This window comes from Nocardioides insulae DSM 17944, from assembly GCF_000422825.1.
Taxonomy (GTDB): Bacteria; Actinomycetota; Actinomycetes; order Propionibacteriales; family Nocardioidaceae; genus Nocardioides; species Nocardioides insulae.
This window is the reverse complement of the sequence record NZ_KE383929.1, coordinates 771641-785789: the sequence shown is the minus strand read 5'-3', so window position 1 is coordinate 785789 and position 14149 is coordinate 771641. Positions and strand designations below refer to the sequence as shown.

The window sequence follows — 14149 nt, the reverse complement described above, 5'->3', positions numbered from 1 at the left end:
CCTAGGACGCCTCGTGGCCGTCGCCCGGCAGGTGGTTGACTTGCGCCATGTCCGGTCCGTTCACGCCTCACGTCCGGTGGCACGGTGAGCGCTGAACCGGCCACCCGACCGCGCAACCGCAAGCAGTTGATCGCCGACGCCGCGGGCCGGGTCTTCAACGAGCGCGGCTATCACGGCGCCTCGATGGAGGAGATCGGAGCGCGGGTGGGTATCACCGCTGCGGCGGTGTACCGCCACTTCCCGAACAAGTACGCCCTGTTCGCGCAGTGTGCGAACAACATGGTCGACCGGCTGCTCGAGGCCCTCGACGGGCTCCCGCCCGACGCCGACCTGGCCAGGAGGTTGGCTGCGATCACCAGGGTGACCGTCGACCACCGTGAGACCGGTGGGGTGTATCGCTGGGAGGCCCGCTATCTCGACCGGGCGGACCGCGAGGTGCTCCGGGGCAAGTTCGGCGACGTGGTCGGACGGGTCACCGAGTCGGTACGACGCGAGCATCCATGGCCGGATGCGGACCTGCGGGCAGCCGCGGCGCTGGGCGCGATCGGCTCGATCACCCGGCACCGCACCTCGATCGCGCAGCGACGGGTCGAAGGACTGCTGCTCGACGCGGCTCGTCGGGTCGCGTCGACCGATCCGAGCGAAGCGTTGGGTGGTCGGGCGGTGGATCTGCCGGCCCAGCCGCCCCCGCGCACGCGTCGCGGCGAGATCCTCGCCGCCGCCGTACCCCTGTTCCACCGGGACGGCTTCGCCACGGTCACGATGGGCAGGATCGCCGAGGCGGTGGGGCTGGCCCCGTCGGCCATCTATCGCCACTACCCGGGCAAGGGCGACATCCTCACTGCGGCCTGTCTGCAAGCCGTCGCCCTCCTCAACCAGGCGGTGGACCGATCACTGGACGGGGTCGAGGAGGCCGAGGCGGCGGTCCGCTCGCTGGCCGCGGTGTATGTCGCCTTCAGCTTCGAGCACACCGCTCTGACCAGTGTCGCGGAGGCCGAACTGGTCGGTCTTCCGGTCGACGTGCAGCGCCCGCTGCTGCTGGCCCAGCGCGAGCACATCACGGTGTGGGCCCAGCAGTTGCGCTCGGCCCGGCCGGAGCTGGATGCCCGGGCGGCCCGCGTGCTGGTGCATGCGGGCTTCGGGGTGGTGGTGGAGGCCGGGCGACGGCTGCGGTGGGACAACACCCAGCGCAACCGCGACGCCGTCACCCGGCTGGTGTTGAGCGCGCTCGGGGTGGATGCACCGGAATGATCCGGAGACGCCGGCGAGCGTCGGGTCAGATGCCGGCCCGGTTGCCTGTTGGGATCGTGATCGCGGTCGACTGCGTCGAGGATCCCTCGTTGAGGAACATCATCGCGATCGCCCGCAGGAGCTGGTCGAAGGTGCGCCACCCGACCGGCGCCACCTTGATCGTCCCCTCCCGGAAGCCGATGTAGGCCGGCCAGACGGTGCGGATCGTGGCGGCGGCGGCGTAGTCGCGGCGCAGGCCCAGCCAGTCGCCGATCTCGTCGCTGAGCATGTAGCGGACGAACTCGTTCAGGAGTCCGCGCGTCAGTCCGAGGTCGAGCTCGGCGGTCAGGCTGAGCAGCACCTCGGCCAGATCCTCGCCCTCGGGTGTGTGCGCGAGGATCGGCGTGAGCACCTGTGCGGACTGGGCGTGCGCGTCCGCCCAGGTCTTCGGGATGAACCGGTCCTGCACACCGAGCTGTGAGATCGCGACCTGCCAGTGGTGCAGGAAGGCATCCTCCTCCGCAGCGGTCATCGGGACCTTCCAGTCCTTCAGCTTCTTGTGCACGAAGGTGCCGAGGCTGTGGAAGGTCACCAGGATGTCGCCGTTGCTGATCGGGATGCCGTCGTTCTCGTCCGCGACGGCCTTCCAGTACGGCGATTGCGGGAGCAGGTGTCGTACGGCGGCGTGCACCATGCGCGTCTTGTTGGCCGTGACCAGGAACTGGCCGTCCGGGTCGAAGGCGTTCAGGTCCGCCAGGTCGTAGCCGAAGGTGAAGGTCTTGGCCGCGCGGTCCTTCATGTCGGCGCCGCCGGCCGACCAGTAGACCGACTTGGCCTCGCGCGGGATGACCGTGCTCATGATCCCGCTGCCCAGGCCGTAGAGCATGAACAGGTAGGTGTCCTTGCGCCGGTTGAAGTCGGCGGCGAGGCGCAGCTTCTCAGGGTCCGCCCATGTCGGGAGCTTGGTGCTGCGCTGCAGATAGGTGCGGAGCTCGGCCGGGAAGGCTGACGGGATCGCCGAGCCGTTGTCTGTCCACGACTTCATCGCCGCGTTGATGCCCGGCACCTGGCCGGACTCCAGGTAGGAGGCCATCAGGCGGTCGATCTCGTCGTCCCAGACCCACTGCGGGTCGCTCATCTGGCCGGAGCCGGCCACGGAGCCCGCAGGAGACCAGGACCAGGCCGGGCTGGTGCCGGCGGCACCGACAAGACCGAGGGCGGCCCCGAGACTGAGAACGCCACGCCTACTGAGATTACTCATTTACTTACCCGCTTCCGAGATGGTTCGGGGCAGCCGGGAGGGCAGGACAGCATGCCTGTCGAGGGGGGCAGAGCACGTGCTCCCGGTCGCTCACCGATGTGATTTCCGATTAACATAGCGGCGTTGTTACCGACCGGCAACCATCGTGTGACATCGCGTCGTCGCAGGGTGCAGCAACCAACGAGGCCCGGACCGACGTGGTCCGGGCCTCGTGCTGATGGGTCAGCGCTGACGGGTTCAGCGGGGTGGTGCTCAGCTGCGCTGGTGGGTGTGCGCGATGTAGACATCGCACGGCGCATGGCGGGCGACGTCGGCGGCGATGCTGCCGAGGATGCGGGCCAGGCCCTGCACTCGCTTGTTTCCGACCACGATCAGGTCGGCGCCGAGTTGTTCGGCGGCGTCGACGAGGGCGTCCGCCGGCTTACCCTCGGCAGCGCCCCCGGTGATCTCCAGGTCCGGGAACTCGGAGCGCAACAGCGCGGTCTCCTCGCTCGCGGTCTGCTCCGCCGGCTGCTTGAAGTCGATGGCCACCTTCACGCCTTCGGTGTTGACCCGCTTGACATCCACCGGTCCGAAGGCGGACAGGAGGTGCAGTGCCGCACCATGCGTCTGGGCCAGTCGGGCCGCTGTCCGGGCGGCCTCCCGGGCGGTGTCGGTGCCATCCACGCCGGTCACGATCGTGCTGATCATCAATCGGTTCCTTGTCGTCTGGGGAATCGGGCCTGCCTGCCACATCCTATGAGCCGCGCCCCGACGATCCGGTGCGATCGCCGCGGCCCGCCGTACCGGAGGGGGCGGACCTGGCTGGTGCGCTGGTCTCGCCTCTTTACCGAGGGTCCCGTCCGAGTGTGGAGTGGTGGCGGTCACACATCGTCACGAGAGGCGGAGGACATGGCTGGGACACTCGAGGGCAAGGTCGCTTTCATCACCGGTGCCGCGCGCGGGCAGGGGCGCAGCCACGCGGCGCGGCTCGCGGAGGAGGGCGCCGACATCATCGCGGTCGACATCTGCCGCCAGATCGATACAGTCGCCTACCCGATGGCAACCCCGGACGACTTGGCGCAGACCGCGCAGGACGTCGAGGAGCTGGACCGGAGGATCCACGTCGCCCAGGCCGACGTCCGTGACCGCGCAGCGCTCCAGGCGGCCTTCGATGCCGGGGTGGCCGAGTTGGGCGCCGTCGACATCGTGCTGGCCAACGCCGGCATCGCACCGATGACCTTGCCGGGTGCCGAGAACGATCCGCAGGCCTGGTTCGACGTCGTCGAGGTCAATCTGACCGGCGTGTACCACACGGTTGAGGTGGCCAAGGAGTCGCTGCTCGGTCACGGCAGGGGTGGCGCCATCGTGCTCACCAGCTCCACCGCCGGCCTCGCCGGGATCGGCGGCGAGTCACCGGGCGGGCTGGGCTACACAACCGTTGCCGGGGGCGGCCGAGATCGTCGTCCGTGACCGGGTGCGGGCGGTCCGTTCGGTCGTCGTCTGCGTGGACGTCTCGGGTTCGGCTAAAGGGGAACGCCGGCGTATGGCAGCCGCCACCGTCGGCGCACTGGCCGCAGAACTGGCCCGTGAGCGCGTCGCCGTCATCGCCTTCTGGTCGGACGCGGCACTGCTGCAAACCTTCGACCTCAAGTCGGGCCGCTCGACCTGCTCGACCGGCTGATCCGGATCCCGGCGCGCGGGCTGACCAACGTGGCCTTCCCGCTGGAGTTGGCGAAGGCGCAACTGAACCGACGCGATGAGCGCGAGTCGCGAGTGCTGCTCCTCTCGGACTGCGTGCACAACGCCGGGCCCGACCCGCGAAGGGCGGCGGCGGTGCTTCCCCGCCTCGATGTGCTGCTCGACACGGGTGGGGAGAAGGACGTCGACCTCGGCCGGGCCCTGGCTCGCGCGGGTCGCGGCGAACTCCGCCTGATAGGTGGGCAGCGGGATGTCGCACCCGCCGTGAGCGCGCTCTTCCGCGAGCGGTGAGGACTGCTTATACCTCGAACCGGCTGTCCAAGGAGGAATTTCGGGCTTACATACCCAATTTCCGGTATGCGTAGTTGAAACGTGTTCGAAGGGCTGCGGGATCGCGGAAAGTAAACGCTGCTCAGTGGGGACGACGGGGCACACGGCTTACTTCGGGGTGGTCAGGCGTGCGCGGGTCCCTCCAACGACCTCGTGGGAAATGGATCCATGCGCCCTTTGCCTTTCCTGGCCGCTCGACGCACACTCTCGGCCCTCATCACCCTGTCCACGGCTCTGCTGCTCGCGGTCTCGATGCTGGCGCTGGTCTCGCCCAGCGCCGAAGCCGCGCGCAACAAGGCGCCGCGGCTCAAGCCGATCGCCACCCAGCTGGTGCGCGCCGGGCAGTTGCTCGTCGTCCGCCCGAAGGCGAAGGACCGTGACCGCGGCCCGCGCGCGCTGCGCTTCCGTGCCGCCGGCAAGCCGAGCTGGCTGACGCTCAACCGCCGTACCGGCGTGCTGCGCGGTGTGGCCCCCGTCCGGTTCGCCGGTCGCAGCTGGCGCGTCACCCTGCGGGTCACCGACGGTCGCGCCAGCGCCAAGCGCAGCTTCCAGGTGCGGATCCCCGCCAACCGGGCGCCCCAGTTCGCTCCGCTGAGCAACCGCAACGTCATCGAGGGCGACCGGCTGATCGTGCGGCCGTCCGTGACCGACCCCGACCGCGGCCCCCAGGCGTTGCGCTACTCGGTCTCCTACCGACGGATCGGCTCCTCGCCGGTCCGTCCGACCTGGCTTCGGCTGAACGCCGCCACCGGCCAGCTCGTCGGCACCGCGCCGACGGGTGCTGCCAAGGACGCATGGGTGGCCACCGTCTCCGCCACCGACGGCCTGGCCACCGCTCGCCGCAGCTTCACCCTGCGCGTGATCGAGGACCCGAAGAAGAACCACGCGCCCACCTTCACCGGTAACACCTTCGAGGGCATCAGCGAGGACACCCCGGCAGGCACGCAGGTAGCCGCGCTGAAGGGCTCCGACGTGGACCGCGACGCGCTCACGTACACGATCCTCGCCGGCAACGAAGCCGGCGCGTTCGCGCTCGACCAGAAGACGGGCCGGCTGACCGTCAACGGAGCGCTCGACTTCGAGTCCACGCCGTCCTACAGCCTCACGGTCGACGTCTCCGACGGCCAGGCCAGCGTGGAGGGCACGGTCTCGATCAAGATCAAAGACGTGAACGAGGCTCCCGTCATCGACCCGATCGAGGACATCTCGATCGACGAGGACGTCGCGATGGACCCGATCACCTTGACTGCCACCGACGAGGACGGCGACGACGTCACGTTCGCGAAGCCGAGCCTGCCGGTGGGCCTGGACTGGGACGCCGACACGGCCACCATCTCGGGCACGCCGAAGGTCCCCGGCAGCACCGATGTCACCGTCACGGCCCAGGACGGGGACGGTCTCGCGGACACCGAGACCTTCACCCTGACCGTGAGGAACATCAACGATGATCCGGTCTTCGTCGTGGGCAAGCCGCTGACTGTCGAGCAGAACGCGAAGCCGGGCACTGAGATCGGCCAGTTGGCGGCTACTGATGAAGACGGCGATGTGCGGACCTTCTCCAGCACCTCGGACGAGTTCCGGGTGGCCGCGGACGGCGTCGTCACTGTCGGTAATGCGAACCTGACCGCTGCCACGGGGGAGTTCCATGTACCGGTGAGCGTGACCGACGGCAACGGCGGTACCGCGAACGAGACACTGACTATCACCATCAGCAATGACGTCGATGACCCCCCGGTCATCACGAACCAGCGGTTCGAAATCGCCGAGACCACCGCGCCGGGCACCAGCATCGACACGGTCGAGGCCTCCGATCCCGACGGCGACGCGATCAGCTACGCGATCACCGGTGGCAATGACAAGGGTCTGTTCGCGATCGACGGTAGGTCAGGCGACCTCACAGTCACCGGCGACCTGGACTTCGAGACCGATCCCACCCACGAGCTGACCGTCACGGTCACCGCCGGCACGGCGAGCGCCGAGGCAACCGTCACCGTGAACGTCACCGACGTCAACGAGGCTCCGAGCATCGTCGAGATCGACGCACAGGAGGCGACCGAGGACGAGGCGATCGAGCCGATCGCCGTCGAGGTCACCGACCCCGACCAGGGCGACACAGCCACGGTGACCGTGACCGGCCTGCCGGCCGGCCTCACCTACGCCGACGGCGCCATCACCGGCACCGCGACCGTGCCCGGGGAGTACGCCGTCACGGTGACCGCCACCGACGCGAAGGGCCTCGCCGATAGCGCGACCTTCACCCTCACCGTCGCGAACGTCAACGACGCCCCCGTGATCACCCCGGTCGACGACGCCACCGCGACCGAGGACGAGGCGATCGCCCCGATCACGATCACCGCCACCGACGTGGACGGCGACGAGGTCAGCATCGACGTCTCGACGCTGCCCACCGGCCTGAGCTGGGACGCGGAGACCGCGACCATCTCCGGCACGCCCACCGAGGACGGCGTCTTCGAGGTCACCGTGACCGCGAACGACGGCAACGGCGGCACCGCCACCGACACCTTCACCATCACGGTCGACGGCGTCAACGACGCCCCGGTGATCACCTCGATCGACCCGACCTCCGTGGAGGGCACCGTCGGCGAGCCCCTGGAGCAGACGGTGACCGTGGTCGCCGTCGACGAGGACGGCGACGCCCTCACACTCTCCGCCACCGACCTGCCCGACGGCCTGAGCGCGACCGACAACGCCGACGGCACCCTCACCATCGCCGGTACGCCGACCACGGCCGGCGACGTGACGGCGAGCATCCTCGCCACCGACCCGAGCGACGCGAGCGACACCGCCGACCTCGCCTTCTCCATCGCCGAGGAGGTCACCGACTGCGCGCCGATCTCGACGCTCACCTGTGCCGAGATCCCGGTCGACCTGCCCTACAGCCTGTCCTTCGACGGGACCGAGGGCGGCCTGGACGACACCGGCTTCACCATGGTCGACGCGCCGTCGGCTCGAGGCAACGTGGCCCAGGCCCCGGCCCCGGCGACCCCGAGCAACCCCGACGTCCCCGGCTACGAGCCCGGCCTGGTCGCCACGACCGACGGACACCTCGAGCTGACCGCCACCAAGGGCATCGCCTATCGCAAGCCCGCCGACTCGGCCGGCACCAACTCGCAGCTCAACACCCTGGGCGTGGGCGTCTCCGGCGCCGAGGGCGGCTACGAGGTCGAGACCACGGTCGTCGCCCCGACGTTCCCCGGTGCCACCAACGGCTCGCAGCAGGGCGGGATCTGGTTCGGCCTCGGCGAGGACGACTATGTGAAGGCTTCGGTGGCACGGATCAGTGCCACCACCAACAAGGTCCAGCTCCTCACCGAGAGCGGCGCCGTGGCCTTCCCGTCGGACACGTACGAGCTGAACTCGGCCCCGTTCCCGGCCGGCCAGGACGTGAAGCTGGTCCTGCGGGCCGACGACACCCCGGGCGCCGGCGGCATCGCGTCGCTGCAGTACTCGGTCAACGGCGGTCCGCTCCAGCAGCTCACCGACGCCGCCAACAAGGTCGCCCCGACGGCTCTGCCGATCCCGCAGGCGTTCTTCGACGGCGTGGCCCTCGCGAACGGCGAGGCGGCGGCCGTGGCCGGTGACCCGGTCTCCTTCGCCGGCGTCTACAGCACCAAGCGCAACGCCGCCGCGAGCGAGAACATCGTGGTCGACCTCGAGAACTTCGAGGTCCGCGGTCTGGAGGCGCCCGACATCACCGCGCCGGCGGCTCCCGCCGGTCTGGAGGCGAGCGTCACCGACAACGGGGTCGAGCTGACCTGGGAGGCCAACTCCGAGGACGACCTCGCCGGCTACCGCGTCTACCGCTCGACCTCCGCGAACGTCGACACCACCGGCGCCCCGGTCTCGGGTGCGGAGCCGATCACCGACGCCTCCTTCACCGACGAGACCGTCGCCGGCGGCACGACCTACCACTACGTGGTGGTCGCGGTCGACGAGAGCGGCAACGCCTCGGCGGCCTCCGCGGAGGCCACCGCCACCACCGAGGCGCTGCCGGAGGTGCACGAGAAGTACAGCTTCACCACGACGGCGGACACCGCCGTCCCCACCGGCTACACCAAGAACAACGGTGCGGCCTGGACCGACGCGAACGGACTCGGCTGGGTCACCCAGGAGAGCCTGGCGGGTGAGCAGCACGCTCCGCTGAACCTCACCACCAACACCCGGGTTCGCACCCGCGTCGGCATCTCTGACCTGCAGAACCGGGTCATCCACATGCAGTACGGCGACGTCGACGGCGGTGCCGGGACCAACGGCAACAAGACCCCCGGTGCCTTCGAGCGGGCGCTTCCCGACGGCTGGTACGAGGTGAAGGTCTCGGTCGGCGACCAGATGGGTGCCACGGCGTACGACAGCCAGCACTCGATCAACGTCGAAGGCATGCCGGCGATCAGCCGCTTCCAGGCCGGAGCGACCCAGGAGTACCTGACCGCCACGGTGACCGCACGGGTGACCGACGGCCGACTGACCATCGACGCCGCCGGCGGCACCAACACCAAGCTCAACTACCTCGAGATCGACAGCGCCACCGAGCCGATCGAGCCCGACGTGCACGCGAAGGTCCGATTCTCCGACGAGGCGAGCACGCCGCCGGCGGGGTACGCCGAGGACTTCGGCCAGGCGTACGGCGCTCGCACCGGCGCGGACCAGGGCGAGGGGCTGACCTACGGCTGGAAGGCGATCGCGACCGATCAGCCGGTCAGCCTGGTCGGCAACGGCCGCAACCGGAACACCGGGGCCAACCCGCCCGCCGGTGTCTCCGCCCTCCAGGCCGGTCTGATGCACATGCAGCTGCCCGCCAACGCGGACGGCGGCGTGAAGACCCCCGGCTACTGGGAGATGGCGGTGCCCAACGGCACCTACCAGGTCTCGGTGTCCGCCGGTGACGCCACCTCGCTGGACAGCACGCACTGGCTCAACATCGAGGGCCAGAACGCCATCGCCGGCTTCGTGTCGACCGGTGCCAACGGTGCCGCCACCCACTGGAGCGCAGCGACCCGCACCGTCAACGTCACCGACGGCCGACTCACCGTCACGCCCCAGGGCGGCACCAACACCAAGATCAACTGGGTCACCCTGGACAGCGTGGCCGGTGCGACCCAGCGTCCCTCGGTGCTCAAGTGCACCCCGGGCAACCTGGCCACCGCCGTCAGCCCGACCGGCGGCGTCGTGTGTGACCTCAACCTGATCGGCGGGGGTGTGGAGCCCGGCACCCTGGCAGACCACGTCCGGCTGGTCGATCTGGCCGACGGCGGCGAGGTCGACGGCAACGTCCAGACGAGTGGTGGCTCGGACACGATCAACTTCTCGCCCAAGGCGGAACTGGACCCCAACACCCTCTACCGGCTCGAGATCGGCGAAGACGTCCACGACGTCGACGGCCGCAGCTTCCTGCCCTACGCCACGGCGTTCACCACCGGTGTGACCACCGGTGGCGGTGGTCCGGTGGCCTTCGACCGGATCGACACCGGCGCGGCCCAGGGCAAGCAGTACACCTCGGTCACCGTGGGTCCCGACGGCAACCTGTACGCCGGCTCGATCACCGGACAGATCTACCGTTTCCCGATCGAGGACGACGGCACCCTGGGTACCCCCGCGATCATCACCACGGTGCAGGACTACAGCCGGCAGGTCGGCGACACCTACAACCAGGGCATGCGCACGGTCATCGGCCTCACCTTCGACCCCGCGTCGACGGCGGACGACCTGACCCTGTGGATCACCGACAACGCGCCCTTCCTCGGGCAGAGCAACGTGCCGGACTCCTCGGGTCGCCTGGCGAAGCTGACCGGGCCGAACCTGGAGAACTACACGGCCGTCCTGGACGGACTGCCCCGCTCGGTCAAGGACCACGAGACCAACTCGATCGCCTTCGGCCCCGACGGTGCGCTGTACTTCAGCCAGGGTGCCAACAACGCGATGGGTGCCCCCGACGGCGCCTGGGGCAACCGGGACGAGCGGCTGCTCTCCGCCGCGATCCTGCGCCTGGACACCGCCAAGCTGCCGGCGAACCTGCCGGCCAAGGGCGTGAACATTCGCACCGGTGAGGCGGGGAACTACAACCCGTTCGCCGCGAACGCGCCGCTGACCATCTACGCCCGCGGCGTCCGCAACGCCTACGACCTGGTGTGGCACAGCAACGGACACCTCTACGTGCCGACCAACGGGTCGGCTGCCGGAGGCAACGTGCCCGCCGTGCCGGACAACCTCCCGGCGACCTGCGCCAACCGTCCCGAGGGCAGCTACCCCGGCCCGAAGGTCGCCGCGCAGAACGGCAACCCCGAGGAGACGGACTACGTCTTCGACGTGAAGAAGGACCGCTACTACGGTCACCCGAACGCGTCGCGGTGCGAGTACGTGCTCAACAACGGCAACCCGACCGCGGGCACGGACAAGTTCGAGAACTCCAAGTACCCCGTGGGGACGCAGGCCGACCCGAACTACGACCTCGCCGGGGTCTACAACGCGGGTCTGCACGCCAGCGCCAACGGCGCCCTGGAGTACAAGGGCGGCGCCTTCGGTGGGGCCCTCAACGGGAAGCTGCTCTACCTGCGCTACAGCAGCGGCAGCGACGTGGTCTCCTTCGACGCGGCGCCGGACGGCACCCTGTCCAAGCAGACCTTCGGCCTCACCGGCACGACCAACATGCAGGCTCCGCTGGACATCGCCGAGGACTACCGGACCGGCAACCTGTACGTCACCGAGATGACCCAGGACGGCAGCCACTCCGCCATCCGGGTGCTCAAGCCGCAGGGCGGTGGCGGCGGCCCGGTGAGCCAGGCGACCGACCGGCTGGTCTTCAGCGGTCCGGTCAACGCGACCTCCGAGACGCTCGACGCGGTCATCACCAATGCCGGGGTGGAGGACCTGGTCGTCACCGGTGCCTCACTGAGCGGCGGCGACGCCGGCCAGTTCAGCCAGCCGTCCGCTCCGTCGTACCCGGTGACCGTGCCGGCCGGGGAGAGCACGACCATCCCGGTCGCGTTCAAGCCGACCAGCGTCGGGGTCAAGGGAGCAGCGCTCTCGGTGGCGACCGATGCGGGCACCAAGACCGTGCGGCTGCGCGGCCTGGCGATGGCGGGCTACGAGGGCGGCAACGAACCGTCCTTGCAGCGGATCATGGACACCTACGAGATCCCGATCAACGTCGGTGACCCCAACCCGAACGACTCCGGCATGCCGAACACCCAGGGCATGATCGGCGACGAGGTGCCCGCCCAGCTGTTCCAGAAGGCTCTCTTCGACACGCCGATCAGCATCACGCCGCTGGCGATGTTCGGCCCCCGGACCGACGACGTCCACGTGGGCTGGCACGAGGCCGGCTCCGCCAACGGGGTGCACCGGCAGTACACCATCCCGGCCGAGGACCTCCAGGGTCTGATGATCGACACCGACGGTGAGACCACCAACATCGACCCGGGGGAGGAGACCGCGTTCGGGATCTACTCCGAGTGGCCGGCCTTCGCCGGCCGGAGGGCCTACACCGAGGACAAGCTGAACACCTGGGACAGCTCGCTGCCCCACCACGTGCGGGTCTACCCGTACAAGAAGGCCGACGGCACCACCGTGCCGAACTCCTACGTGCTCGCGACCGAGGAGATCCCGGGGAGCTTCGACAGCCAGGACATCGTCCTGCTGGTGCAGAACGTGAAGCCGTACCTGCCGGACGCCGGCAAGGCGGTGCTGAAGGTGGCCAACCCGGACCCCACACCGTTCGCGGACCAGATCGCCTTCAGCCGGATCCAGACGCAGGCCGACGCCCAGCAGCGGGTCGCCGACACCGGTGTCGTCCGGATCAGCAACACCGGCACCGAGCCGATGCAGGTCACCGGTCTCAGCCTCACCGACACCTTCGCGCTGGATAACCCGCCGGCCCTGCCGTTCACGCTCGCACCGGGTGCGAGCAAGGACGTCACGATCCGGTTCACCGCGACCGCGACCAAGGTGCACAACGGCACCCTGACGGTGCAGAGCAACGCCGGCAACGGCTCGCAGACGATCAGGCTCGGTGGTCTGTGGCAGTCGCTCAGTGAGAACAACCAGGAGCCCTCGGTCGTGCAGATCGCGCGGGCCTTTGGGATGGGGACCGACATCCCGACGAACCTGAACTCCGACGGCCATGTCGAGGCGGTCGGCGACGAGGTGCTCTCGCCGTACTGGTTCCGCAGGGACACCACCAAGCCGGTGACGGTGCGGCAGCTGTCCGGATACCACACCTACCCGAACGGGGCGACGATCAGCCGCTTCGACAAGGGCTCCGGGAGCAAGCAGTCGATCACCAACATGAACAACCTGTGGGCGCAGTCGCTGCTGCCGCCCAAGTCGGGGTCGACCACAGCGCCGGCGAGTGGCACGTTCACCCCCGGTGCGACCGCGTTCGGTTTCGACGTCGACAACGAGAAGTCCGACCCGGCCCTGAACAGCCACACCGCGGACCTCGCCAACGGTTGCGTGGAGCCCTGCGGCCACCATGTCCGGATCTTCCAGGTAGAGGACCGGGACGGCGTCGCGGTGCCCGGCAGCTACCTGCTGATGATGGACTACTCGGGGATCAACTACGACTACAACGACAACACCTACCTGATCAGCAACATCAAGCCCGAGAAGCTGCGGATGCCCCAGGGCCTCGGCGCCTCCGCCGGTGACGGCGAGGTGACGCTCAGCTGGTCCGCGACCGGCGAGGAGGGCGTCAGCTACCGGGTGTGGCGCGACACCGACCCGGACGTGCCCGCGGACGACGCCCACCGGGTGAGCGGCCCGAACGCGCTCACGGGGACGACGTTCACCGACACCGGCGTCACCAACGGCACGACGTACTACTACGTGGTCCGCGCGGTGATCCCCGGCTCGGCGAACTCTGACTCGACACCGGCCATCGCCGTGACGCCGAACGACGCCGACGCGTTCGCGCAGAAGGTGAACTTCCAGAACGCCGCGGCGCCGGTGCCGACCGGGTACCTGCGTGACTTCGGGCAGGCCTTCGGTCCTCGCACGGCCGCCGACCAGGGCACCGGTCTGTCCTACGGCTGGATCCAGGAGGACGGCGTCCAGCCGCTCGACCTCTCGGTGGGCGGCACCACCGGACCCGGCAACGGCCGCGACCGCAACGCGCAGTCCGACCAGCGCCTGGACACCCTGATGCACATGCAGGCCGAGGACGTGCCGAACTTCAACGGCACCGCCGAGAACGGCCGCTGGGAGATCGCGATCCCGAACGGCACCTACGCCGTCACCGTGGCGGCGGGTGACCCGGCGGCGAACTCCGATCCGGAGAGCCACACCCTCAACGTCGAGGGCACGCCGGCGATCGAGGACTTCGTGCCGAGCGGGGCGGCGGGCAGCGCGAGCCACCACAAGACCGCCACGGTGAGCGTGACCGTCTCCGACGGGCGACTCACCATCGACGCCCTGGGCGGCACCAACACCAAGATCGATTACGTCGACATCGCGGCGACCAACTGATCCAGCACCACACCGGGAGGTTGTGAGTCTCACCGGGGCCGATGGCCCGCACCGAGACTCACAACCTCCTTCCACTCTCCCCAGGAGTCTGCTGAACAGCCCGCGCGGCTAGGCGAGGACCGGTGGAGCGCCGGCGGCGTTCGCCTCGATCGAAGTGACCCGCCACGC

Annotated in this window: 7 protein-coding genes; 5 read left to right on the top strand and 2 right to left on the bottom strand. The window is 69.4% G+C overall.

The features are described 5' to 3' along the window. Positions 1 to 84: 84 nt before the first annotated feature. Positions 85 to 1251 (top strand): TetR/AcrR family transcriptional regulator, encoded by a 1167-nt coding sequence (locus G515_RS0118105; RefSeq protein WP_028661295.1) that lies wholly within the window; start codon positions 85 to 87, stop codon positions 1249 to 1251. A 25-nt stretch (positions 1252 to 1276) separates the two neighbouring features. Here G515_RS0118105 and G515_RS0118100 read toward each other — a convergent pair whose 3' ends face one another. After that, positions 1277 to 2491, bottom strand: coding sequence for an oxygenase MpaB family protein (locus G515_RS0118100; RefSeq protein WP_028661294.1), 1215 nt, complete (start codon positions 2489 to 2491; stop codon positions 1277 to 1279). Positions 2492 to 2743: 252 nt separating this feature from the next. Further along, the gene (locus G515_RS0118095; RefSeq protein WP_028661293.1) at positions 2744 to 3181 is read right to left on the bottom strand and encodes a universal stress protein; all 438 of its coding nucleotides are present in this window, start codon (positions 3179 to 3181) and stop codon (positions 2744 to 2746) included. 201 nt (positions 3182 to 3382) lie between these two features. Between G515_RS0118095 and G515_RS22245 the strand changes: the two genes are divergently transcribed. From G515_RS22245 to G515_RS22850, 4 genes are all read left to right on the top strand, one after another. Next, positions 3383 to 3943, top strand: a complete 561-nt coding sequence (locus G515_RS22245) for an SDR family NAD(P)-dependent oxidoreductase (RefSeq protein WP_084653702.1) — start codon at positions 3383 to 3385, stop codon at positions 3941 to 3943. Between the two features lie 73 nt (positions 3944 to 4016). Further along, positions 4017 to 4154: a hypothetical protein gene (locus tag G515_RS23395; RefSeq protein WP_157571183.1), complete on the top strand. Its 138-nt coding sequence runs from the start codon at positions 4017 to 4019 to the stop codon at positions 4152 to 4154. A 29-nt stretch (positions 4155 to 4183) separates the two neighbouring features. Then, positions 4184 to 4462 carry a vWA domain-containing protein gene (locus G515_RS22855; RefSeq protein ID WP_051218546.1) on the top strand — a complete coding sequence of 93 codons (279 nt, stop codon included), beginning with the start codon at positions 4184 to 4186 and terminating at the stop codon, positions 4460 to 4462. A gap of 207 nt (positions 4463 to 4669) precedes the next feature. Then, complete coding sequence (locus G515_RS22850; protein WP_084653701.1) at positions 4670 to 13981, top strand: putative Ig domain-containing protein; 9312 nt, start codon at positions 4670 to 4672, stop codon at positions 13979 to 13981. The last annotated feature ends 168 nt before the right edge of the window (positions 13982 to 14149 follow it).

What these genes read in the sequence shown, in the direction of transcription:
- G515_RS22245 (WP_084653702.1), top strand. Translation starts at nt 3,383, where the DNA reads ATGGCTGGGACACTCGAGGGCAAGGTCGCTTTCATCACCGGTGCCGCG.
- G515_RS0118100 (WP_028661294.1), bottom strand. Translation starts at nt 2,491, where the DNA reads ATGAGTAATCTCAGTAGGCGTGGCGTTCTCAGTCTCGGGGCCGCCCTC.
- G515_RS22850 (WP_084653701.1), top strand. Translation starts at nt 4,670, where the DNA reads ATGCGCCCTTTGCCTTTCCTGGCCGCTCGACGCACACTCTCGGCCCTC.
- G515_RS23395 (WP_157571183.1), top strand. Translation starts at nt 4,017, where the DNA reads ATGGCAGCCGCCACCGTCGGCGCACTGGCCGCAGAACTGGCCCGTGAG.
- G515_RS0118095 (WP_028661293.1), bottom strand. Translation starts at nt 3,181, where the DNA reads ATGATCAGCACGATCGTGACCGGCGTGGATGGCACCGACACCGCCCGG.